21 protein-coding genes are annotated in these 23,521 nt (G+C 68.4%); 11 read left to right on the top strand and 10 right to left on the bottom strand.

Annotation, left to right across the window (positions count from 1 at the left end; genetic code table 11):
- The first annotated feature begins 53 nt into the window (after positions 1-53).
- From ACQUST_RS11070 to ACQUST_RS11050, 5 genes are all read left to right on the top strand, one after another.
- Entirely contained in the window at positions 54-986 is a 933-nt protein-coding gene (locus ACQUST_RS11070; RefSeq protein ID WP_435128252.1) for a PhzF family phenazine biosynthesis protein, read from the top strand.
- Between the two features lie 230 nt (positions 987-1,216).
- The gene (ppsA, locus tag ACQUST_RS11065; RefSeq protein ID WP_435128250.1) at positions 1,217-3,589 is read left to right on the top strand and encodes a phosphoenolpyruvate synthase; all 2,373 of its coding nucleotides are present in this window, start codon (positions 1,217-1,219) and stop codon (positions 3,587-3,589) included.
- Positions 3,590-3,829: 240 nt separating this feature from the next.
- Entirely contained in the window at positions 3,830-4,900 is a 1,071-nt protein-coding gene (mfnA, locus tag ACQUST_RS11060) for a tyrosine decarboxylase MfnA (protein WP_435128249.1), read from the top strand.
- A 228-nt stretch (positions 4,901-5,128) separates the two neighbouring features.
- The gene (locus tag ACQUST_RS11055; RefSeq protein ID WP_435129334.1) at positions 5,129-5,638 is read left to right on the top strand and encodes a YqaA family protein; all 510 of its coding nucleotides are present in this window, start codon (positions 5,129-5,131) and stop codon (positions 5,636-5,638) included.
- A gap of 45 nt (positions 5,639-5,683) precedes the next feature.
- On the top strand, positions 5,684-5,965 hold the full coding sequence (locus ACQUST_RS11050) for a hypothetical protein (protein WP_435128247.1): 282 nt from the start codon (positions 5,684-5,686) through the stop codon (positions 5,963-5,965).
- Positions 5,966-6,142: 177 nt separating this feature from the next.
- Here the strand turns inward: ACQUST_RS11050 and ACQUST_RS11045 are convergent, their stop codons facing one another.
- From ACQUST_RS11045 to ACQUST_RS11030, 4 genes are all read right to left on the bottom strand, one after another.
- Complete coding sequence (locus tag ACQUST_RS11045) at positions 6,143-7,195, bottom strand: DNA-methyltransferase (protein ID WP_435128245.1); 1,053 nt, start codon at positions 7,193-7,195, stop codon at positions 6,143-6,145.
- Between the two features lie 83 nt (positions 7,196-7,278).
- On the bottom strand, positions 7,279-7,620 hold the full coding sequence (locus tag ACQUST_RS11040) for a winged helix-turn-helix transcriptional regulator (RefSeq protein WP_435128243.1): 342 nt from the start codon (positions 7,618-7,620) through the stop codon (positions 7,279-7,281).
- 141 nt (positions 7,621-7,761) lie between these two features.
- Entirely contained in the window at positions 7,762-8,040 is a 279-nt protein-coding gene (locus ACQUST_RS11035) for a hypothetical protein (RefSeq protein WP_435128242.1), read from the bottom strand.
- 6 nt (positions 8,041-8,046) lie between these two features.
- Positions 8,047-8,523, bottom strand: a complete 477-nt coding sequence (locus ACQUST_RS11030; RefSeq protein WP_435128240.1) for a YbaK/EbsC family protein — start codon at positions 8,521-8,523, stop codon at positions 8,047-8,049.
- 132 nt (positions 8,524-8,655) lie between these two features.
- Between ACQUST_RS11030 and metG the strand changes: the two genes are divergently transcribed.
- The 4 genes from metG to ACQUST_RS11010 all read left to right on the top strand — a co-directional run bounded on the left by metG (position 8,656) and on the right by ACQUST_RS11010 (position 14,638).
- The gene (metG, locus tag ACQUST_RS11025; RefSeq protein WP_435128238.1) at positions 8,656-10,734 is read left to right on the top strand and encodes a methionine--tRNA ligase; all 2,079 of its coding nucleotides are present in this window, start codon (positions 8,656-8,658) and stop codon (positions 10,732-10,734) included.
- 458 nt (positions 10,735-11,192) lie between these two features.
- Positions 11,193-12,425 (top strand): ABC transporter substrate-binding protein, encoded by a 1,233-nt coding sequence (locus ACQUST_RS11020; protein ID WP_435128236.1) that lies wholly within the window; start codon positions 11,193-11,195, stop codon positions 12,423-12,425.
- Between the two features lie 209 nt (positions 12,426-12,634).
- Positions 12,635-13,444 carry an MBL fold metallo-hydrolase gene (locus tag ACQUST_RS11015; protein ID WP_435128234.1) on the top strand — a complete coding sequence of 270 codons (810 nt, stop codon included), beginning with the start codon at positions 12,635-12,637 and terminating at the stop codon, positions 13,442-13,444.
- 120 nt (positions 13,445-13,564) lie between these two features.
- A complete protein-coding gene (locus ACQUST_RS11010; protein ID WP_435128232.1) occupies positions 13,565-14,638 on the top strand; it encodes a succinylglutamate desuccinylase/aspartoacylase family protein in 1,074 nt (357 codons plus the stop codon).
- Between the two features lie 32 nt (positions 14,639-14,670).
- On the opposite strand, the gene rdfA is transcribed toward ACQUST_RS11010, so the two are convergent.
- Positions 14,671-15,270, bottom strand: a complete 600-nt coding sequence (gene rdfA / locus ACQUST_RS11005) for a rod-determining factor RdfA (protein ID WP_435128230.1) — start codon at positions 15,268-15,270, stop codon at positions 14,671-14,673.
- Between the two features lie 65 nt (positions 15,271-15,335).
- Positions 15,336-17,285: an archaea-specific SMC-related protein gene (locus tag ACQUST_RS11000; protein ID WP_435128228.1), complete on the bottom strand. Its 1,950-nt coding sequence runs from the start codon at positions 17,283-17,285 to the stop codon at positions 15,336-15,338.
- Positions 17,286-17,430: 145 nt separating this feature from the next.
- On the opposite strand from ACQUST_RS11000, the gene ACQUST_RS10995 reads away from it, so the two are divergent.
- Both ACQUST_RS10995 and ACQUST_RS10990 read left to right on the top strand, forming a co-directional pair.
- Entirely contained in the window at positions 17,431-17,922 is a 492-nt protein-coding gene (locus ACQUST_RS10995; RefSeq protein WP_435128226.1) for a hypothetical protein, read from the top strand.
- Positions 17,923-17,926: 4 nt separating this feature from the next.
- The gene (locus tag ACQUST_RS10990; RefSeq protein WP_435128224.1) at positions 17,927-18,721 is read left to right on the top strand and encodes a DUF72 domain-containing protein; all 795 of its coding nucleotides are present in this window, start codon (positions 17,927-17,929) and stop codon (positions 18,719-18,721) included.
- 80 nt (positions 18,722-18,801) lie between these two features.
- Here the strand turns inward: ACQUST_RS10990 and ACQUST_RS10985 are convergent, their stop codons facing one another.
- From ACQUST_RS10985 to ACQUST_RS10970, 4 genes are all read right to left on the bottom strand, one after another.
- Positions 18,802-19,566 (bottom strand): DUF2267 domain-containing protein, encoded by a 765-nt coding sequence (locus ACQUST_RS10985; RefSeq protein WP_435128222.1) that lies wholly within the window; start codon positions 19,564-19,566, stop codon positions 18,802-18,804.
- A gap of 88 nt (positions 19,567-19,654) precedes the next feature.
- A complete protein-coding gene (locus ACQUST_RS10980) occupies positions 19,655-20,203 on the bottom strand; it encodes an HIT family protein (protein WP_435128220.1) in 549 nt (182 codons plus the stop codon).
- A gap of 92 nt (positions 20,204-20,295) precedes the next feature.
- Positions 20,296-22,230 (bottom strand): methyl-accepting chemotaxis protein, encoded by a 1,935-nt coding sequence (locus tag ACQUST_RS10975; protein ID WP_435128218.1) that lies wholly within the window; start codon positions 22,228-22,230, stop codon positions 20,296-20,298.
- Positions 22,231-22,374: 144 nt separating this feature from the next.
- On the bottom strand, positions 22,375-23,520 hold the full coding sequence (locus tag ACQUST_RS10970) for an ABC transporter ATP-binding protein (protein WP_435128216.1): 1,146 nt from the start codon (positions 23,518-23,520) through the stop codon (positions 22,375-22,377).
- Position 23,521 lies beyond the last annotated feature (1 nt).

The following is a 23,521-nucleotide window of genomic DNA, read 5'->3' as shown; positions in this document are numbered from 1 at the left end:
TCCGCGTCCGAGACAGTCCCGAGTTTAAGGGGACGGCAGCCGAATCCGTCCGCATGGACAGCGACACGGATTCGGTCGGCGGTGAGAGTCGGGCAGCGCTGCTCGTGGACGCGTTCACGACCGAGCCGCTCGCCGGAAACGCCGCCGGCGTCGTCCCGGACGCCGACGGGCTGACCGACGACCAGATGCAGGCCGTCGCCCGAGAGCTCTCGGTGAGCGAGACGGCGTTCGTGCTGCCGTCGGCGGACGCCGACCGCCGCGTCCGGTACTTCACGCCGACGACGGAGGTCGACCTGTGCGGGCACGCGACCATCGCGACCCACGCCCACCTCGCCGAAACCGGCGCGGTCGACCCCGGGGCGCACACGCTGGAGACCAACGTCGGCGTGCTCGACGTGGAAGTCACCGACGACGGCCGCGTCTGGATGACCCAGAACAGCCCGGAGGTGTACGAGGTCGACGTCGACTACGACCGCGTCGGCGACGCGCTCGGCTGCGACCCGAACGCCTTCCGCGACGTCGGCGCGGAACTCCCGGTCGCGTACGCCACCTCGGGGCTCCCGTTCCTCGTCGTCCCGGTGAACTTCCTCGAACGCGTCGGGAACATGGACCCCGACTTCGCCGCGGTGGAGGCGCTCGCGGCCGACCACGATGCCGCCGGCGTCTACGCGTTCACGTTCGACGCGCTCGACGCGGAGTCGACGCTGCACGGCCGGTGTTTCGTCCCCGGCGCCGGCGTCCCCGAGGACCCGGTGACCGGGACCGCCTCCGGCGCCTGCGGCGCCTACCTCGACCACTTCGGCGCGTTCGACGGGACGCCCGACGTGATGACGTTCGAGCAGGGCCACTTCGTCGACCGCCCGGGCCACGTGTACGTCCGCGCCGCAGGCGGCCGGAAGCCGACCGTCGGCGGCGACGCCGTGACCGCCTTCGACGGCACTATCCGCGTCCCCGACCCCGAAGAAGACGACATCATCGAGGCCTGAGTCGAATCCTCCGATTCGCCCCTTAGTCACCGACTTTCTCTGAGTGACTCCTCAGAATGAAATCGTCCGACTGCATTGGTATTCGGAGCTTTTCTGAGGGCTCGTTCTGTCGGGCCGGTACCGTCTCCGATGCCGGCCGGAAAAGAGGTACTCGGTCGCGAGTACGAAAATTTCGCGTTTGCGTGCGTCGGAAGGTTCTTTAGCGAGTCAGGGAACCCCTCGTATACGAGATGGCTGTACTTTGGCTGGATGACGTCGCCGCCGACGACGTCGAAACCGTCGGCGGCAAGGCGGCCTCGCTCGGAGAACTCACGACCGCGGGCCTGCCCGTGCCACCGGGATTCGTCGTGACGGCCGAAACGTACCGGACGTTCATCGAGGAAGCCGGAATCGACGAGGAACTGTTCGAGGCGGTCGACATCGACCCGGAGGACTCGGCGGCGCTCGCCGAGGCCGAACGCACCGCCCACGAACTCATCACGAACACGGACCTGCCGGAGTCCGTCAAGGAGGAGGTGCTGTCCGCCTACCGGAGCGTCGGCGACGACGGCGAGGAGGCGTTCGTCGCGGTCCGGTCGTCCGCGACCGCCGAGGACCTGCCGGACGCGTCGTTCGCGGGCCAGCAGGAGACGTTCCTGAACGTCACCGAAGACCAGCTGCTCGACCGCGTCAAGGAGTGCTGGGCGTCGCTGTTCAGCCAGCGCGCCATCTACTACCGGCAGCGACAGGGGTTCCCGCACGACGAGGTCGACATCGCGGTGGTCGTCCAGCTGATGGTCGACGCCGAGAAGTCCGGCGTCATGTTCACGAGCCACCCGTCGACCGGCGAGCCGCGCATCATCATCGAGGCGGCGTGGGGGCTCGGCGAAGCCGTCGTCTCCGGCACCGTCTCGCCGGACAACTACGTCGTCGACCGCGAGACCGCAGAAACCGAGGAGGTGACGGTCGCCGACAAGAAACTGCTGCTGGAGAAGGACCCCGAGACCGGCGAGACGGTCGAACGCGACGTCCCCGAGGAGAAACGCGAACAGCGCGTGCTCTCCGACGAGGAGATCGAGCGGCTCGTCGAACTCGGCCGGACCGTCGAGGAGCACTACGGCTCCCCGCAGGACGTCGAGTGGGCGATGGTCGACGGCGAGGTGTACATGCTCCAGTCGCGGCCCATCACCACGATTTCGGAGTCCTCCGAGTCGGGCGGGACGTCGCCGGCCGAAGCCGAACGCGAGTCCGCCGACGCCTCCGCGGACGTGCTCGGCGGGAACGGCGGAGCCGCCGGCGCCGCGGGCGCGACTGACGGCGGCGACGGCAACGGCAACGGCGACGGCGACGACGTCCTGCTGAGCGGGCTGGGTGCGTCGCCGGGCGTCGTCTCCGGGACGGTGCGCGTCGTCACGAAACTCGACCACCTCGACCAGGTCGCCGAGGGCGACGTCATCGTCACCGAGATGACGATGCCGGACATGGTGCCGGCGATGAAGCGCGCCGTCGGCATCGTCACCGACGAGGGCGGCATGACCAGCCACGCCGCCATCGTCTCCCGCGAACTCGGCGTGCCGGCCGTCGTCGGCACCGGGTCGGGGACGCGCGAACTCGAAGACGGCCAGGCCATCACGCTCGACGGCGACAAGGGGACGATTCGCCGCGGCACCCCCGACGAGTCGGAGGGCGAAGAGTACGAGCCGGTCGAGGCCGTGCGGCCGGAGACGCCGGTGAAGCCGATGACGGCGACGGAGGTGAAGGTGAACGTCTCGATTCCGGAGGCCGCAGAGCGCGCCGCGGCGACCGGCGCTGACGGCGTCGGGCTGCTCCGCATCGAGCACATGGTGCTGTCGCTCGGCAAGACCCCGGAGAAGTACATCGCGGACAACGGCGCCGACGCCTACGTCGACGAACTCGTCTCCGGCATCCGGACCGCCGCCGAGGAGTTCTATCCGCGGCCGGTCCGCGCCCGGACGCTCGACGCGCCGACCGACGAGTTCCGCGAACTCGAAGGCGGCGACGACGAGCCCACAGAGCACAACCCGATGCTCGGGTGGCGCGGCGTCCGCCGGTCGCTCGACAAGCAGGACGTCTTCAAACAGGAGCTGGAGGCGTTCCGCCGGCTCTGGGAGATGGGGTACGACAACGTCGAACTGATGTTGCCGCTCGTCACGGACGCCGACGACGTCGAGCGCGCGAAGGCCGCGATGCGCGACGTCGGCATCTCGCCGGAGGCGCAGCGCTGGGGCGTCATGATCGAGACGCCGGCGGCGGCGCTCAGCATCGACGAACTCATCGACACCGGCATCGACTTCGCGTCGTTCGGGACGAACGACCTCACGCAGTACACGCTCGCCGTCGACCGGAACAACGCCGCCGTCGCCGACCGGTTCGACGAGCTCCACCCGTCGGTGCTCGAACTGATGGGCGACGTCATCGAGACGTGCCGCGCGAACGACGTCGACACCAGCATCTGCGGGCAGGCCGCCTCGAAGCCGGCGATGGTGGACTTCCTCGTGGAGGAGGGCGTCTCGTCCATCTCCGCGAACATCGACGCCGTCCGCGACGTCCAGCACGAAGTGAAACGCACCGAGCAGAAACTCATCCTCGATTCGGTCCGCTGACCCCGGCCGTCGGCTGACTCTCCGAAATCAGCCAGGCCGGACGGACCCGCTGGATTTCGTCGCTCCGATTCCCGCCGCCTTCTATCGGTTTTCTTTCCGCGAATCCCTCGTCGCGTCCTTCCTCGGCGACCGGCAGCGACGGGGTTTCGGGCGGCGACTCCGCGCCGCCTCGTCGACGCCGGCGGTCGCGGCCCGTGCCGAAGCGGAACCGCTAACAGGACGCCGCTCCGTCCCGGATGTATGCGAACGCCGGTCGCCGAGCGCCGCCCGCAGTCGTTTGAGCGCGTGCTGTCGTCGATGTGTACCGAGCCGCACCCGGCGGCCCGGGCGGCCGCGGACCGGTTCCTGACGTCGAATCCGGGCGACCCGGCGACGTACGGCGAAATCGGCGACATCGAGGCCGACGTCGTCGACGCGCTCGGCGACCTCGCCGGGCTGTCGGAGCCGAACGGCTACGTCGCGAGCGGCGGGACGGAGGCGAACATCCAGGCGATGCACGCGGCCCGGAACCTCGCGGAGACCGCGGAGCCGAACGTTGTCGCGCCGACATCCGCGCACTTCAGTTTCCACAAGGCCGCGGAGTTGCTGGGCGTCGAACTCCGAACCGTCCCGACCGACGCTGACCACCGCGCGGACGTCGACGCCGTGACCGCGGCCGTCGACGAGGACACCGCGCTGGTCGTCGGCGTCGCCGGCAGCACCGAGTACGGCCGCGTCGACCCGATTCCGGCGCTCGCCGACGTGGCGGCGGACGCCGGGGCGCGGTTCCACGTCGACGCGGCGTGGGGCGGGTTCTACCTCCCGTTCTCCGGGCACGACTGGGGGTTCGCGGACGCCGACGTCGACACGCTGACCGTCGACCCCCACAAGGCCGGCCGGGCGGTCGTTCCGTCCGGCGGGATTCTCGCGCGGGAGCAGGAGACGCTGGACGCGCTCGCCGTCGAGACGCCGTATCTGGAGACGCAGTCGCAGGCGACGCTCACCGGGACGCGGTCGGGGGCCGGCGTCGCGGCGGCCGCGGCCGCGATGGAGGCGCTGTGGCCGGACGGCTACCGCGAGGAGTACGAGCGCGCCGCGTCGCTCGCCGACTGGCTCGCCGCGGAGCTGCGCGGCCGCGGCTGCCGCGTCGTCGACCCGGAGCTGCCGCTCGTCGCGTTCGAACTCCCGGAGGCCGCCTTCAGCGCGGTTCGCGAGGCGGGCTGGCGGCTCGCCCGCACCGGCGCCGGGGAGGCCCGCGTCGTCGTCATGCCGCACGTCACGCGCGAGATGCTGACCGCGTTCCTCGCCGACCTCGACGCGCACCTCGACTAGCAAACGGGGCGGAGCCGGGGAACTGTCAGCCCGCGCGACCCGCCGTCCGGAACCGTCGGAGTTTACTTGTGGCCCGCGTCACCTCCGGACGTGCTTCCCCCGGATTCGGCGGTGCACGCCGCCGACCTCGCCCTCCAGCAGTCCGCGGCGGTGCCGCTGTCCGCGGAGGCGTCCGTCTGGCCGGACTTCACGTGGCTCTCCGAGCTCGTCCGGGAGTTCGCCGAGTGGATGGCCGGCTTCGTCGAACACGCGACCGGGTGGGTCGGCCTCGGAATCATCGCCGTCTACTCGTTTCTCATCGCGTTCGCGATTCCCGGCGTCAGCGAAGTCGTCCTCGCCGCACCGCTCGACCTCGGCATCGGGTTCTGGCCGCAGATGGCGGTCATCGTCCTCGTCTCCGGCGTCGCGAAGGCGCTCGGCTCCGTGTTCGCGTTCCACATCGGCCAGGAGGCGAAGCAGTCGGGGCCGATTATCAGGTGGCTGCGGCGCTCGCGGTTCGACATCGTCGAGTGGTCGGAGACGAAGACGCTGCAGCTCGCACGGGAGTACGGCTACGGCGGGCTCGCGCTGGCGCTCTGCGTCCCGGGGTTCCCGGACACGCTCTCGATTTACGCGTTCGCGGTGCTGGAACGCGACTACACGAAGTTCGCCATCGCGACGTTCGTCGGCAGCGTCGGCCGACTCGTCTTGACGCTCGCGCTCTGGCAGCTCGGCCTCACCGCGCTCGAAGTCGCGTAGACCACCGCCACCCGACTTTTGGGGGTCGGCGGCGAACGTCGCGGCATGGACGTCGAGACCGCGTTGCGCGAGATCGACGAGGCGAACAGCAAACACGTCGGGAGCGAGACGTACGAACGACAGCGCGAGGAGTACGAGCAGACGCTCCGGGAGGTCAACCGCATCGGGGACGCGGAGACGGTCGAGGAGCTCACGAAGTGGATCTGCGCGTTCATCCGCGACGAGGAGGAGCGCCCCAGCATCGGCCGGGTCGACAAGCAGGCGTCTGACCGCCTCGAGGCCGCCGGCTACGACGTGCCGCTGGAATCGCACCTCGACCCCGCCTGACGCCGGGGTTGCCGCGACGACGCCGTCATCCGGTCGGCTCGGCTGGGCGAATCGTTCCCGTCGCGCCTCCACGTCGACGCGGCGACGCGGTGAGTGGCGATGTGGTGACGTGGCGACACGTGACTCCGCAAAACAGGAGCAGCAAAAGTCGGGGACGGCGAAGCGAATCGGAGAAGTCTACTCCGGGTCGACGACGGAGTGGTGGGCGCGGTACCCGCCGGTGATGCGGTCGACGTCGTCCGCGGCGACGACGCGGAGCCGTCGTTCGCGTTTCGTGACGACGCCGAAGCCGTAGTGTTCGTGGTCGTAGCCGGCCGGCTCGTCGCGGTCGGCGAGGAACGCGCGGTGGTCTCGGAGGCGGCCGCGGGCGCGGTCGCGAGAGCGCTCCGGGAGGTCCGCGAGCCTGTCCTCGAAGTCGGCGGCGAACCCGGGGTCGCGTTCGACGCCGACGGAGTTCCGGCCGGCGGCCATCGCCGCGAGCGTCGTCGTCCCGGTGCCCCAGAACGGGTCGAGCACCGTGTCGCCGTACACCGAGTACATGTTGAGGAGGCGGTACGGCAGTTCGACGGGGAACGCGGCGGCGCGGTCGCGGGGCGCGTCGTCGCCGAGCCGCTGGCCCTCGCCGCGGAGCCCCTCCCACGCCTCCGAGAACCACCTGTTCCGCTCCTCCCAGAAGTACGCCGCGCCGTACCGGTCCGGGTCGCCGGGGTCGAATCTGCGGCCGTCGCCGTTCCGGAACACCATGACGTGTTCGTGTTCCAGCGTGACGTAGGCGTTCGGCGGGAGCGTCCCCGACCCCATGAACTTCGTCGGCGCGTTCGTCGGTTTCCGCCAGAGAACGCCCGGGAGCTGGTCGAGCCCGCGGTCGCGGAGCGCCTCGCTCATCCGGGCGTGGTTCGGGTAGAGCCGGAAGCGGCCGCCGATGGACCGCGTCGCGTCGCCGACGTTGACGCAGGCGACGCCGCCGTCGACGAGCACGCGGCTCAGTTCGTCCCAGGCGGGCGCGAGCGCCTCGTGCATCAGGTCGAAGGCGTCGTCGCCGTCCCCGGCGTCGAGCGCCGCGGCGACGTCGGGGTCGAGGTCGGCGAAGAGGTCGTCCCACTGCTCTATCATCGGGTACGGCGGCGACGTGACGACGAGCTCGACGCTGTCGTCGGGGAGCGGCAGCGACCGCGCGTCGCCGACGCCGACGGCGTGCGTCGTCGCGAACGATTCGGGGACCGACTCCATCGACTCGACACGCGGCGGCGGCGCGAATAAAACCCGCTATCCTCGCGACGGACCGACGGTGCAGCCCGGAGACGAGCGGCCGGTCACTCGGCGCAGGCGTCGAGCCACTCGCCCGCCCAGCCTTCGATCTCCTCGAACACGGGCTCGAGCGACTCGCCCTTCTCGGTGAGCGAGTAGTACGTCGCGACCGGAGCGTCCGGCTCCATCCGCTTGTGGACGAATCCGAGTTCCTGGAGGTCGTCGAGGACGCGCGAGAGCGTCCGCGCGCTGGAGTCGGTGGAGCGCTTCAGTTCGTTGAAACGCTTTTCGCCGTCCTGCAGGTCGTGCAGTACGACGAGTCGCCACTGCGAGCCGACCTGTTCGAGCGCGTCGATGACCGGGCACGGCCCGGGGTCCGCTGCCGCCAGTTCCTGTTCTACTGCCATCACCGGGGAAACGCTCCCCGGGGATATAGCAGTTCGGTTCCGAACCCGGTATCGGCGGGACACCACCTATCGGGACGCCACCGGTTCCTCGCTAAGGCGGTCGCTCGGACGCGGTCGGCCACAGAATCGTTGCTCCGAGAGTCAGTCGTCGGACCGTTTGGCGTCCCAGTTCTTCAGCGAGTCGCGGACGGCCGCGAGGTCTTCCGGGTCGGCGGCCTCCCGGGTGTCGACTTCGGTCCAGCCGTCGGCGTCATCGTAGCCCAGTCCGAACAGTCGGTCACCGACCTGTATCGCCAGGGCCCGGATTTCGTCGTCCGCGACGCCGAGCGGCGCGGCCTCCACGACGCTGTCCGCCTCGCGGAGCGACTCCAGTTCGGACTCCCGGAGCGGCCGGTCCGGGAGAGATTCGATATAGCGCATCGAGGTTTACGCCTCCGTGAACGCCGCGACCGGTTCGGGAGACGCGATACGCCGCAGCGCGTCCGGAGCCACCGCGAACACCGCTTCAGGCGTGCCGGCCGCCGCCCAGACGGTGTCGTGAGCGGTCAGCGACTCGTCCAGGTACACCGGGAGGTCGGTGTCGTGACAGAACGGGGGGACGCCGCCGATACTCCACCCAGTGGCGGCTTTCACCTCGTCGGCGTCGGCCATCTCGACGGCGTCGGCGCCGACGGCTGCCGCGAATCCGTCCTCGTCCACGCGGTGGTCGCCGGCGGTCAACACGACGACCGGGTCGCCGTCGGCGGTGAGGACGATGCTCTTGACGATCTGGCCGACGGTGCAGCCGACGGCGTCAGCCGCGTCGGCCGCGGTTTTCGTTCCGTCCGGGAACTCCTCGACGGACGCTTCGAAGTCGTACTCCGCGCGTGCGCGGTCGGCGAACCGCTCCGCAGTCGGGTGCATGGCCGACCGTCGTCGGCGACGCTGAAATAGCCGCGGACAGCCGCCGAATTTCCCGCCACCCGCGGCGAGTCGCTCACCGAGGGCTTCGCCAGTTTCGGCGGGCTTTAGGCCCGCATCCACGTCAGGGAAAGTATGAGCACTCACGACGACTTCCCCACCGACGCGCCGACGGTGGTGACCTGCGGGCTGCCGTACGCGAACGGCGACCTGCACATCGGCCACCTCCGGACGTACGTCGGCGGCGACGTCTACTCGCGCGCGCTCGAAACGCTCGGCCAACAGACCGCGTTCGTGTCGGGCTCCGACATGCACGGCACCCCGGTCGCAGTCAACGCCGAACAGGAGGGGAAAGACCCCGAGGAGTTCGCGCTCGCGTGGCACGAACAGTACCGGGAGACGTTCCCGAAGTTCGGCGTCGACTTCGACAACTACGGCCACACCCACGACGAGACGAACACCGAACTCACCCAGGAGTTCGTCCACGTCCTCGAGGAGAACGGCCACGTCTACGAGAAGGAGATTCCGGTCGCGTACGACCCGAAGGCGGACCAGTCGCTCCCGGACCGCTACGTCGAAGGCACCTGCCCGTACTGCGGCGAGAAGGCCCGCGGTGACGAGTGCGACGAGGGCTGCGGCCGGCACCTCGAACCGGGCGAAATCGAAGAGCCGACGTCGACGGTCACCGGGAACCCCGCCGAGTACCGCGAACAGACCCACAAGTTCTTCCGGGTCTCGGAGTTCAAGGAGTACCTCTCGGGGTTCCTCGACCGGCTCGAAGGCACCTCGAACGCCCAGAACCAGCCGCGCGAGTGGGTGGAGGGCGAGCTCCGCGACTGGTGTATCACCCGCGACATGGACTGGGGAATCGACTACCCCGGCGACGGCGACGACGACCTGGTGCTGTACGTCTGGGTCGACGCGCCCATCGAGTACGTCTCCTCCACGAAGCAGTACTCCGACCGCGTCGGCGCCGACGAGTACGACTGGGCGGAAGTGTGGCAGGAGGACGGCGAAATCGTCCACGTCATCGGCCGCGACATCATCCAGCACCACACCGTGTTCTGGCCGGCGATGCTGCACGGCGTCGACTACGAGGAGCCGCGCGCCGTCATGGCGTCCGGGTTCATGACGCTCGACGGCCAGGGCTTTTCGACCAGTCGGAACCGCGCCGTCTGGGCGCGCGAGTACCTCGACGAGGGGTTCCACCCGGACCTGCTCCGGTACTACCTCGCGACGAACGGCGGCTTCCAGCAGGACGTCGACTTCTCGTGGGAGAAGTTCCGCGACCGCGTGAACAACGAACTGGTCGGGACGGTCGGCAACTTCATCTACCGGTCGCTGCTGTTCGCCCACCGGAACTTCGACGGAACGCCCGCGGCGGACACGAGCGACGAAGTCGCGTCCAGAATCGAGGAGGCGGTCGACGAGTTCGCCGCCGGCGTCAACGACTACTCGGTGCGGGCCGTCGGGAACGCCGCCGTCGACCTCGCGCGGTTCGGGAACGAGTACATTCAGCGCGAGGAGCCGTGGAACCTCGTCGGCGAAGACGAGGCCACAGCCGCGCAGGTCATCCGCGACTGCGTCCAGCTCGCGAAGGCCGTCGCGGTGCTGTTCGAGCCGGTCGCCCCCGGCAAGAGCCAGGCGCTCTGGGAGCAGCTCGGCGAGACCGGTTCGGTGCACGACGCGACGACCGACGCCGCCCTCGAAGCGCCGCCGGCGGAGTTCGGCGCGCCCGAGGAGTTATACGAGAAGATCGAGCCGGAGCGCGTCGACGAACTGAACGCGAAGCTCGAACAGCGCGTCGCCGAATCGGCCGCCGAACAGGAAAGCGAAAGCGATGAGTCCGGCGAGGGCGCGGAGGCTGACGTGAGCGACCTCGAACCAATCGCAGAGAACCGCATCAGCTTCGACGAGTTCCAGGAGCTCGACCTCCGCGTCGGCGAGATTCTCGACGCCGAGCCCATCGAGGACGCCGACAAACTCGTGAAGCTCACCGTCGACATCGGCGTAGAGGAGCGCCAGATCGTCGCCGGCATCAAACAGCTCCACGACGTCGACGACCTCCCCGGCACGAAAGTCGTCATCGTCGCGAACCTCGAACAGGCGGAGCTGTTCGGCACCGAGTCCAACGGGATGCTGCTCGCCGCCGGCGACGACGCCGACCTCCTGACCACGCACGGCGACGCACCGGTCGGCACGAAAATCCGGTAAGCGACTCCGATTTCACGTCGGCTGTTCCTTCTCGGTCCCGGTCACAGCCGGTCCGTTTGACGCTCTTCGAATACCGTTCTGACCGTCGCTGTGCGACGAGGTGATGCAACAGAGACAGCTCCGTGTCGCACAGGCCAGACCAGACATACACTGGATAATGCGATATCAAATCCGGTGCTCGGCGGATTCCGGGTAGGAGGCGGAAAGTAAACGTAAGCCGTTCAAGGATTTCACCGAGTACGTCGCATTCAATCTGATCAGCAGTAATGACCGAGTTTCAGACGAAATCTGGAACTGTGGGTCCGGTCTTGGGACTGACGTGACGGAACTGCGTGCCCGGGTCCGGATCGGTTCACCGACCTACAGCCGCTGAGGTGGGCATGGGGAGTATTCTTTCCCGGTATATTTGTCAGCCCAAAACCAAAACAGCCTTAATGTTTTAGGTCAGCCTAAATCACATGGTTCAGGACGAAGCGGAACACGAGGAAACGACGCGACGAGACTACGTGAAGTACGGGGGCGCAGTCGTCGGGAGCGGCCTGCTAGGCGGATGTTCGAGTCGTTCGGACACCACTCCAACCCCCACCGACACACCGACTGAAACGGACACCGCGACACCCACCGAGACCGGCTACTCCGTCCAGATGGCGCCGGCGGGCGAAGTGCGGTTCGAAGACGTGCCCCAGGACGTGTTTACCATTCTGGGGCATCACGTAGACATGTTGCTGGCGCTCGGCCGCGGTGACGACATCAACGCGATGCACGCTCCAGGGTACCACGAGTCGCTGTACCAGAAGTTCGTTGATCGCCTCGATGGCGTCACGGTCGACTGGGAAGGGCTGTACTCGTCGTGGCCCCCGACGAAAGAGAAGCTGTACGAACTCGACAGTGACGTCCATATTGCCGACCCTGCGAAGGTCTCGACGGCCGACGGGTGGAGCGACGACGACCTCACGGAGATCGAAGAGAACGTCGGACCGTGGTTCGGGAACACACTCAGTGGAACCAACCAGACACCGCCACCAGGCTGGGCAGACCAGTACCAGTACTACACGCTCTGGGAGATCTTCGGCAAGGTCGCGCAGGTGTTCCAGGAAACCGACCGCTACGAGGCGCTCGCGTCCGTCCACGAGTCAGTGATTCAGACTATCAAAGCTGGCCTGCCGCCAGAGCGCGAGCGGCCGAGTGCGGCGTTGGTGTTGTTCTCGTCGTCGAAGGAGAAAGCGTGGGGATACAAGCTGAACCATCCGGGCTACTACGCCGCACACACGCGTCCGATGGGTGTCACCGACGCACTGGCCGACGCCGTCGGGGAGGGATACGGTGACGACGGGCGGAACATCACCCTCGATTACGAGCTGCTGCTCGAAGCAGATCCGGACGTGCTGCTCGTGTTCGGCCCGATGGCGGAGTACCACGATCTCGACGAGATCCGAACGAGATTAGAGGAACACGACATCGCAAGAGAGATCACGGCCGTTCAGGAAGGCGACGTCTACGCCCAAGGTGCGCGGCGCCAGGGCCCGATACTGAATCTGTTCCAGCTGGAGATGACGGCGAAGGAGCTCTACCCCGACGTGTTCGGTGAGTGGCCGGGCTACGTCGACGGCGAGCCGTACCCCGAGGTCCCTGGGGACGAACGGCTGTTCGACCGTCAGCGCGTCGCGGACATCATCAACGGAGATGTTTAACCGATGAGCCAGTCAGATGGTGACAACCGCGTTCCCCTGCACTTGCAGCCCCTGAAGAGACCGGTCCGGACCCGTACCGCTGATACTGACCGCACTGAGGAAGCCCCGGATGGCGGCCGTGCGAAGCGACCGGCAGAGACATCCCGGAGAAGCGGCGTTCGCTCGGCGTCTCCGGTCGTCGAAGTCACCGACGCGGAGGTGTTGGCGCGATGGTAGAGGTCACAATCCTGTCGGACAACAGAGTTGCGAAACCGTATCCGCGCGGCTTACGCGGCGAATGGGGCTTTTCGGCCGCAATCGGAAACGTGCTTCTCGATACCGGCCAGTCAGTCGCCGTCCACAACGCGAAACTGCTCGACGTGCCGGTCGAAACGCTCGACTCGATCGTCGTGAGCCACTCCCATTTCGACCACACGAGCGGAATGCTGGACCTGTTAAACGTCATGGACCGGCCCGACGTCTACTGTCACCCGGAGGTCTGGGCGCCGCGGTATCTCGACCGAGAGGGGGAGTTCGAGGGTGCGCCGCTCGGCATCCCGTACACCAAATCGACCATCGAAGCGAAAGCGAACGTCGTCGAACGGCGTGCGCCAGTCGAGGTCGCTGACGGCGTTCACGCACTCGGAGAGATTCCGCGCCCGCATCAGGACTACGTGATCGGAACAGTCGAGCGGGACGACGGGGTCGTGGATGACCCAATCGTCGACGACCAGTCAGTCGTCGTCGAGACGGCGGAGGGGTTGGCGCTGGTCTTAGGCTGTTGCCACGCCGGACTGCGCAACACGGTCGAGCACGCCGAGTCAGTCTTCGACGACGACGTCCGATACGTCATCGGCGGCACCCACCTCATCGCCGTCGACGACGAGCGAATCCGCGAAATCACGGACTGGCTGTCGGAGAAACTCGACGTGCTCATCGGGGCACACTGTACCGGAACGGCGGCGAGCGGAATCCTGCGCAAGTGCCTTCCGGACGTCTACGAGCCGGCGGGCGTTGGAAAAACGATACAGATTGAATGAGCCACTTCGGCTCGACCACTCGTCACTGCCCCGAATTTGGCGTCTCGGAATCCCGATGAGACTGTCCGCGATGTCCACGCGAGCGGATTAGTTAACACGTCGCTGGGCCGACGGGGACGCATGTCCGGCGAACAACCGCGTCCGTTCCGGTTCGAGGCGGAGGTCGACCCCGGCGAAAAGCGGCAGTTCCGCTACGAGGTGAGCGAGACGTACCTCGGCGACCCGGTCGAACTCCCGGTCACCGTCATCAACGGCGCCGGCGACGGTCCGCGCGTGTTCATGACGGCGGCGGTTCACGGCGACGAACTCAACGGCGTCAAGGTGCTTCAGGAGGTCGCAGCCCGGTACCGGCCCAGCGACGTCGACGGGACGCTCGTCCTGCTCCACGTCGTCAACGTCCCGGGGTACCAGAGCCAGCAGCGATACCTCCCGATTTACGACCAGGACATCAACAGGTCGTTCCCGGGCAAAGAGCGGTCGAACACGGCCGAGCGGATGGCGCATCACGTGTATCAGCGGTTCGTGAGTCAGTGCGACTTCGGGCTGGACTTCCATACGTCGACGCGGAACCGGACGACGATGTATCACGCCCGTGCGGACGTCGAGAATCCGGAGGTCGAACGGCTCGCGGAGGCCTTCGGGACGAACGTGATTCTGTCCGGCGAAGGCGACGAAGGGTCGCTCCGGGCGGTGGCGTCCCGGAACGGGATTCCGACGCTCACCGTCGAGATGGGGAAGGCCCACCGGTTCCAGCCGGCGCTCATCGAGAAGGCGCTCGACGGCGTCGAGAGCGTCCTCGCGGAGTACGGCGTCTACCCCGGCGGCGACGTCGCGGAGCCGTCGTGGCGGAAAGTGATGGGGCCGACCGAGGAGAAGCGGTGGATTCGCGCCGACAGCGGCGGCCTCGTGGAGATGCAGCGGGGGCCGAACCCGCTCGTCCACGAGGGCGACGCCATCTGTACGGTTTCGGACCACTTCAAATCGGAGGAGCGGGTCGTCGAGGCGCCGTTCACCGGGCTCATCGTCGGCGTCCTCGAGAACCCGGTCGCGCTCCCCGGCCACCCGCTGTGTCACCTCGTCCGCATCAGCGCGGAGACCCGCGAAGAGATCGAGCGGGAGATCAGCCGCGGCGAGTTCGACGGCTACCGGTCGTACGGGCAGCGCTGGATGGCGGACGAGGAGGAAGCGGAGTAGGTCGCGTCGGCGGCGGCGCGGGCGGCGCGGAGTCAGTCGTCGCAGTCGCAGCCGCCGCGGGCGAACAGGTCGGTGACCGGGTAGTCGGCGCCGCAGTCGGCGCAGAACACGCGGACGTCGACGAGCACGTCGAAGTCGCCGAGGGTGAGTCGGTCGCCGTCGCGGAGCGATTCGAGCGTGTTTCGGGTGACGGCTTCGAGCCGGCCGCGGAGCCGGGCGACCGTGGATTCGCTTCGTTCGAGGACGTCTTCGTCGGACGGTTCGGCCTTTTCGGCGCCGCGGTACTCCGTGAGGTAGGTGTGGATGGACTGGTGGGAAACGAAGTCCGCGGTGAGTTCGTCCGCGTCGACGCCGCGGTCTTCGAGCGCGCGGACGACCTGCGTCCGGACGCCCTCGCTGACGTCGTCGCCGGTGAGCGCCTCGTACGTCTGGCCGGTGTCGCGCTGGACGTCGGCGTCCCGGAGCGCGGCGTCGAGGACGCGACGGTTGAACAGGTCCGCGAGGTCGCGGAGGCTCCGTGACTCCTCGCCGTCGCCGACCCAGAGCCGCTCCAGTTCGGCGCCGAGGCCATCGAGCTCGTACTCGTCGATGACGCGCGCCACCTTGACGTTCGGCCGACTGTCGTCGCTCATGCGTGGGCCGTAGACCCCGCAGGAAATAAACCGCTCCCTCGCCGGCGACGACGCGGCCGTCCCGGTCAGATGTCGGTGACGCGGTGGTAGTCGTCGTCGAGCGCTTCGGCGTCCTCCGGGAGCAGCGCGACCACGAGGTAGTCCGCGAACTCGCGCAGGTAGTCGACCAGCCGCGCGATGCGCTCGGAGTCGATCGCCTCCAGCGAGTCCAACAGCATCACCGGCACCTCCTCGTAGACGTCGTGCACCAGATAGCCGGCCAGCGCGAACACCAGCCCCGTCACTTCCCGCTCGGACTCGCTCAGGTGCTCCACCCGGTCCTCGTACGCCGTTCCCGACCGCGTCCGCCGCACGATGTGCAGCTCGAACTCCGTCTTCGACACCTTCCGCCGCCCCTCCCGCACCTCCGTCTCGACGCGCTCCAGCCAGATCCGGTCGAGGTTCTCGTAGTCCAGAATCTCCAGCACCGACGACATGTGGTCGTTGAACTCCTCGACCGCCTCCTCTTCGATCCGGTCGATCCGCGTCCGCAGCTCCACCAACTCCTCGCTGATCTCCTCCCGGCGCGACTGCAGCTCCTCCTCGCGGCCGAGCTCCGACTCCACCTCCTCGATTTCCGACTCCACCGACGCCAGGTCGTCCTCCAGCCGGCCGATCTCGAACTCCACCTCGTTCGCCTCCCGGTGCAGCTCCAGAATGTCCTCGTACGTCTCGTTTTCCAGCTCCGCCACCTCCGTCTCCAGCTGCTCGACCTCCGCTTTCAGCGACTCCCGCCGCTCTTCCAGGTCGGCCAGCCGGTCTTCGCGCCGCTCGATCTCCTGGGTGGTCTGTTCGAGCGACCGCTCCAGCCGGTCCCGCCGGTCCCGCCGGTCGGTGATGTCCGCGCGCTCGTCGTTCAACGCGGAAATCCGGTCGTCGAGCTCGCGCCGGTCGCTCAGCAGCTCCGACCGACTCTCTTTCAGCCGGTCGATCGTCGCCTCGATGGCGTCCCGCTCGACGTCGCTGCCGCACGTCCAGCACGTCACCGACTCGTCGGACAGCAGCTTGTCCGTCGGCGCGCCCGTCTCCGCCGAGTCGCCGTCCGCACCGAGGTCGAGGCCGCCGTCGGCGGCGTCTTCGAGCCGGTCTTCGTTGAACCGGATGATGTTCTGCAGCTCGGAGGTCCGCGAGTCCAGCGACTGCTTCTGCTCGCGCAGCTCCGCGATCTCCGCTTCGATCTCGTCGAGCCGCGACTCGTCCACCGCGTCGACGTCGTCGAGGTCGGCCTCCGTCTCCCGCTTTTCCGACCGCAGCGACTCCAGGCTCTCTTTTTCGGTTTCGATGTCGAACCGGACCTCTTCGAGCGTCGACCGGACGTCGCGGAGTTCTTCGAGCGTCGCTTCGAGGTCCGACCGGCTGTCGCGCGTCTCGTCGAGGTCGGCGTCCGCCTCGTCGATTTCCGCCTCCAGCTCGGTGAGCGCGTCGCGTTTCTGCTCGATGTCGTCTTGGAGGTCGGTGCGGCGCTGTTCGAGCGTCGGGAGCCGCTGTTTGAGCGTGTCGAGGTCGTCGAGCTCCGCTTCGACCTCGCGTTTTTCGGCTTCGAGCCGGTCGATGTCGGCCTGGATGGAGGCGGTGTCGACCGGCTCCATGATGAGTTCGCGGAGGTCGCCGCCCGTCGCGACGGCGCGCCGCGCAGGGTTGTCTTCGAGCAGGAACGCGAACAGGTCGGCGAGCGTCGGGTCGTCGAAGTACGGGTCGCCGCCGAACGCGACGGTGTCGCCGGTCCTGGTGAGCGTCCGGGTGTACGTTTCGCCGTCGACGTCGAGCCGGACGCGGCCCTCGTCGGCGTCGCCTTTCAGCGAGACGCGGTCGCTGCCCATAGCGGCCATGAGCGCCTGCAGGAACGACGTCCGGTTCGTCGCGTTCCGGCCGTGCAGGACGTTCACGCCGGGCGCGAGTTCCACATCCGTCTCGTCGATTCCCCCGACGTTCTCCGCGTGCACGAGAGGGGAATCCGTAAGCCCACGCTGTTTCACACCTGTACTCAGTCCGAAACCTACTAAGGTCTTGTTTCTATTGCCGACACGAACGGACGCGCGCGTCCGCGGTCGGCCCGACCCGCCGAGCCCGGCTCGGCGAGTAGACTTTTCGGGACGACGACACCAGTTCACACCCGCACCCATGTCGTACGAACTCCACGAGCCCGAGTTCGACGGAACGACGACGGAACGATGGAAGCCGGCGTCGCCGTCGGACCTCGGCGACTCCGCGCTCGACTCGCCGGCGGACCACTTCCTGCTGTCGGAATCGGGGTTCCCGCCGGAGTCGCCCGACGACCTCGCGCTGCAGGTGGTCGACCGGGTCGGCAGGCTGAACCGGAACGCGCTCGCGAACGCCGCTTACGGCGCGGACAGCGTCGAGACGATGGACGTCGACGACTCCACCGAGGAGTCAGTGCAGACGCTGTGCCGCGAGCTGCTGCGCGAGGAGTTCGAGTCGATGCCGGAGACCGAGCAGGGCGTCGACGAGCAGCTGCTGGCGTGGGAGGAGCGGCTGTACGAGCAGAAACACGAGACGCGCCAGAAGCTCCACACTGACGACGAACAGCGGTACCACGAGGCGGAGGCGGCGGACGCGCCGAACGAGGAGGAGCGACCCGAGACGGGCCGCTGAGCCGATGGGCGACTCCGTCCAAGTCGGCACCTGCGGCTACCGGTGGTACGAGCCGCCGGAGGGGTGGAAGTCGGAGTACGAGAGCAAGCTGCACGCGTACTCCGACGACCCGGCGTTCGACCTCGTCGAACTGAACACGACGTTCTACTCGCTGCCGCAGGTGTCGACGGCGGAGCGGTGGCGCCGGGAGGCCGTCGACGGATTCGAGTTCGCCGTCAAGGGGTGGCAGGCGCTGACCCACGAGTGGGCGAGTCCCACCTGGAACGGCGAGCGCGACGACGTCGAGGCGGACGACGCGCTCGACAGCGACGAGGTCGGCGGACTCCGACCGACCGACTCCGTAGAGGCGGCGTGGGACCGTACAGCCGCCCGCGCCGACGCGCTGGACGCTCCGGTGGTGCTCTTGCAGACGCCGCCGAGCTTCGGCGCCTCCGCGGACCACGAGGCGGCGATGCGGGAGTTCCTCGGCGACGTCGACCGCGGCGGGCTGACGGTGGCGTGGGAGCCGCGGGGCGACTGGCACGACCAACCGGGGCGCGTCGCCGACGTCTGTGACGACCTCGACCTCGTCCACGTCGTCGACCCGCTCCGCGACGACCCGGTGTCGAGCCACCCGACCGCGTACCTCCGGCTGCACGGACTGAACGAGGACCGGTACGACTACGACCGGTCGGAGCTCCGCGAACTCGACGACGCCGTCAGCGACCTCCGCGACGACCACGAAACCGTCTCCGTCCTGTTCAACAACGACGCTATGTTCGAGAACGCCCGGTCGTTCCGGGCGGTCCGGGCGGACTGAAAACCCCCGAAACGAGCGATTATCTCGACGAGCCCGGACCGGCTACGCGGCCGGCTACGCGGCCGACTACACCGTCCCGGCTACACCGTCGTCGCAGGCGCGAGCAGCGCGTCGTACGAGTCCGGAAGCTGTGCGGCGGCCCGCTCGAGTTCCCGGTCCGGAACGACGCCGGCCAGCGTGGTCGCGACCGCGTCGACGTACTCGCGGGCGCGGTCCTCGTCGACCTCGGCGCGGGCGGCGACCCGGCTCACGAACTCCTCGGGCGGGAACGCCTCGGCGTCGGCGTCGCCGGACAGAATCCACCGGTTCGCCGCGCCGCGGAGGTAGTGTGCGAGGTCCTCGCTCTCGCCGCGGGTGAGCCGCTCGCTGAGCGTTTCGAGCGTCGCGCGCGCCGCAGCCGACGACTCCGGCTCGGAGAGGTCGGTGGCGTCGGCGACGGCGGCGCCGAACGACTCGTCGGTGAGTCCGCCGGCCGTCTCGAACGCGCGGCCGTACTCCGGCGGAAGCTGCGCCCGAGCGTCGCCCAGCTCCGGCTCCCCGACGACCTGCGCGAGCGCCGCCATCACCGCTCGGACACGGCGCTCCGCGCGCTCTTCGGTGACGTCGAGGTCGTCGGCGACCCGGCCGAGGAACTCGTCGTACGACAGCGGCTCCGGCTCCGCCGTGCCGCTCGACAGGAACGCGTCCGCGAACCGCCCGGGGAGGAACTCGGCGACGTCCCGTTTCTCCCCGGTCGAGATGCTGGCGCCGAGCGCCGAAAGCGTCGCGTCGATGGTGGCTTCGACGTCCTCCTCGGAGTCGAACGCCGCTCCGTCCCGCGTCAGACTGACCAGGTTTCGTGTCATGGCTGTGACCGAACGGACGGAAGTCCGCCCGGCCGCCGGGTAAAGTTCGTGGCCGCTGTCACGCGCCGTTACGCGCCGTTACGCACCGTCACGCCCCGTCGAACCGCGGTGCGGCGTCGTCGCCGTCGACGGACGCGCCGTCGAGCGCCGCGAAGGCCTCGCGGACGCGCTCCCAGGTGTCGTCGAGCGCCTCGACGATGACTTTCGTGTCGCCGACGACCGCCATGAAGTTCGTGTCGCCGTCCCAGCGCGGCACGACGTGCGTGTGGACGTGGTCGCCGATTGACCCGCCGGCGGCCGACCCGCCGTGGTTCATGCCGGCGTTGAAGCCGTCGGGGTCGAGCGCCTCGCGGAGCGCCGTGAAGGTGCGCTGTTTCATCCGGGCGTGCTCCAGCAGCGTCGCCTCCTCGAGCGCCGCGTAGTCCCCCTCGTGGACCCGCGGAATCACCATCGCGTGCCCCGGGTTGTACGGGTAGTTGTTGAGCAGCACGAACGTCCGCGGCGACCGCGCGACGATGCGGGACGCCCGGTCGTCGTCGCGACCCGGCAGCACGCAGAACGGGCAGCCGTCGATGTCCTCGTTCCGGTCGTCGCGCTCGACCCAGTCGATGCGCCACGGGGCGAACACCTGTTCCATACCCGGGTCGTCGCGGCCCCGTCCCTTGAACCCCGACGCTTTCGGCGGTCTGCTGTCGGCTCCGCTCCGCCGCCGACCCCGGCGTGGAGCGGCTATTCGGGGGAGCCGCCGTCGTGCATCGCCGCGTTCGCCCGCCCGGCGGATGCGTCGGCGCCACCGGCCGTCGCGTCGACGCCGCCGACGTCGAACGCCCCGAGGAGCCGTTCGAGTTTCTCCGCGCGCACCGCGACCGACTCGGCTTCGTCGCTCACCGCCGACATCGTCGACACCTGGCCGGCGGCCGTCTCCGAAACCTCCGCGGCGTCCGTCGCCGTGGTCCTGCTGATCTCCGTGACCGGTTCGATCATCGCGACGGCCTCCTCGGTGCTCGCCGCCTGGTCGTCGGTCGCGCGGTTGATCTCCTGGATTCCCTGGTTCGTCTCCCGGGCGTTGTCGGCGACCTCAGAGAGCGCCGCCGCGGCGTCCGTGACCGCGTCCGCGCCGGCTTCGATGTCCGCTTCGGCGGTCCGAACGCCGCTGACCGTCTCCGCTGTCTGCCGTTGGGTGTCCGTGATGAGCGACTCGATGTCGGCGGCGGCGTCCTGCGTCTCCTCGGCGAGCTGTTTCACTTCGTCCGCGACGACCGCGAAGCCGCCGCTGCTCCCCGCGCCGCCGCTCGCGCCGGCGCGCGCCGCCTCGATGTTGGCGTTGAGCGCGAGCATGTTCGTCTGCTCGGCGATGTCGCTGATGAGGTCGACGATGTCGCCGATTTCGTCCATCTGGGATTCGAGCGACTGGACGTTGTCGACGGTCGAGTCGATGGCGTCCTGGACGTCGGCCATCCGGTCGATGGCGTCCTCCGCGGTGGACTCGCCGGCGTCAGCAACTTCGGCGGTCGTCTCGGAGGTGTCGGCGACGGTCTGGGCCGACGAGGCGACCTCCTCGATGGTCGCCGAGAGGTTGTTCATCTCGCTCGCCACCTCCTCGAGCATGCCGCGCTGCTCGTCGGCGCTCGCCGCGATGGCTTCCGTGGCGGCGTTCACGGACTCGGCGGCCCGTTCTGCCTCGTCGACGCCGGCGGTCGTCGTGTCGCTCGCGGCGGCGACCTCGTCGGCGAACACCTGGATGTCCGCCATCGCCGACTCGATCTCGTCGAGCATCTCGTTGCACGCGGTCGCGATCTGCGTCATCGCCGCCGAGTCGCTCTCCGCGTCGAGCCGCACCGTCAGTTCGCCGTCGGCGGCCCGCGCCATCGCCGCGCTGTAGTCGTCCGCCTTCGATTCGAGGTGCGCGTTCAGCTGTTCGACCTCCTGCCGCCGCGCCTCCGCCTGCTCGACGGCCTCCTCGACGTCCTGAATCTCTTCGGTCTGCGCGGCGACCTGCTGGAGCCGCTGTTCGGACTCCTCGCGGGACTTCTCGATGGAGTACCAGTTCGACATCAGCGCCCCGGAGAGCGCGAGGATGAACGCGGCGTGAATGCCCGCCCACGCCCACGGGTAGTTGATGGCGGCCGGGTGGTTGTAGACGTTCGTCGGGTCGATCATGCTGAAGACGACGTGGCCGGTCGCGACGTAGCCGAGGCCGATGGCGAACGGGAGCCAGTCCTCGTAGACGGCGATGACGGCCATGACGACGAAGAAGTGGAAGTGCGCCTCGATGTAGCCGCCCGAGAACTGCACGAGCAGCGTCGACATCGTCATCAGCCCGACGGACGCGAGCGCGGTCCGCGTTCGCCTGCTCGGCCGCGACCACGCGGCGAGGGCGGCGAGCGCGACGACGATTCCGAGTTCCCCGACGACGAGCCACGTCGGAGTCGCCGGAATCGTCGCGCCGGTGACCGCCGACTCGGTGCCCTCGTACAGCCCGAGTGCCAACAGCAGCGGCACGTGCGCCACGAGCGACACCAGGATTTTTCGGTGACGGGAGCGCCACCGCTCGGCCGGAATCGTATCTCCGCTGGGCGTGTACCTGACGAACGTCGCTAGCTTCCGCCGGACGCGGTCGATGATCGAACGGCCCGACTGACTCCCCCGAATCGCGTGTGCCATGCCGAAGCCGACACACACCCCGCATAAGGGTTCAGCGCCCCAAAAACGAGTTCTGATACTTTCACACTAGATTTACGGGATTTCATCGCGGACGAATAGTGAACTGTCGATGCAGACAGCTGGATCGACAATCCGTCAACGCGGTTACGACTGCGTCGGGTACCACGCGAGCGCGTGGTCGGCGACCAGCTCCAGGTCGACGCCCGACCCGACCGGGTAGCTCTCCGTGTGGTTCTGTCGACACCGAACTCGGTCTCCGTTCGCTAACTCGACGTCGTAGACGAACGACGGCCCGGTGTACTGCCTGCGGGTGACGAAGCCGTCCGGCTCCCCGACCGCCGGGGCGAGTGCGACGTCGTCGGGGCGGACGAGGACGTCGACCATGGCGCCGACGTACGGCTCCACGGTCCCGGTGAGTTGGGTTCGCGGTATCGGGCCGACCTGCGTCTCTACCGTTTCCTCGCCGATGTTTCCGGAGAGGAAACCGGCGTGTCCGAGGAAGGACGCGACGAACCGCGACTCGGGGTTCTCGAAGACGGCCTCGGGCGGGCCGACCTGCTCGAGCTGGCCGTCGTGCATCACTGCGACCCGGTCAGAGAGGCTCAACGCCTCCTCCTGGTCGTGCGTGACGGAGACCGCGGTGACCCCCGCAGCCGACAGAATCCGTTTGAGCTCCTCGCGCATCTCCACGCGGAGCCGGACGTCGAGACTCGAGAACGGCTCGTCGAGCAGCAACACGTCAGGTTCGGGAGCGAGCGCGCGAGCGAGCGCCACGCGCTGCTGCTGCCCTCCGGAGAGCTCACTCGGGTCCCGTTCTTCGAAGCCCGCCAGGTCGACCAGATCGAGAAGTTCCTCGACGCGGCCGGCCTGCGCCTCGTCGCTCGCGTCCGCGATCCCGTAGGCGACGTTCTCCGCGACCGAAAGGTGGGGGAACAGCGCGAAGTCCTGGAACACGAGTCCGACGTTCCGCTCGTTCGGTGGCCTGGCAGCGTCGGCGTCCGCGACGCGCCGCCCCTCGATGTGAACCGTTCCTTCGGAGGGCGCTTCGAGCCCGGCGAGCAGGCGAAGCGTCGTCGTCTTCCCGCATCCCGACGGGCCGAGGATGGTGAGCAGTTCCCCCTCGCGAACCCGGAGTGAGAGGTTCTCCACCGCGGTTTCGCTACCGTAGTGCTTGCTCACGCTGTCAGTTTCGAGGGCGACGTCCTCGTCGGGAATTTCAGCGTCGCGCCAGGGTTCGCCTGCCGCGTTCTCTGCGTGTTCGTCCTCCGCTTCGAGATGTGTGTCGGTCATT

This window comes from Halobaculum sp. D14 (genome assembly GCF_051195135.1).
In the GTDB taxonomy this organism is placed as follows: domain Archaea; phylum Halobacteriota; class Halobacteria; order Halobacteriales; family Haloferacaceae; genus JBNTKA01.
This window is presented reverse-complemented; position numbering and strand designations above follow the sequence as displayed.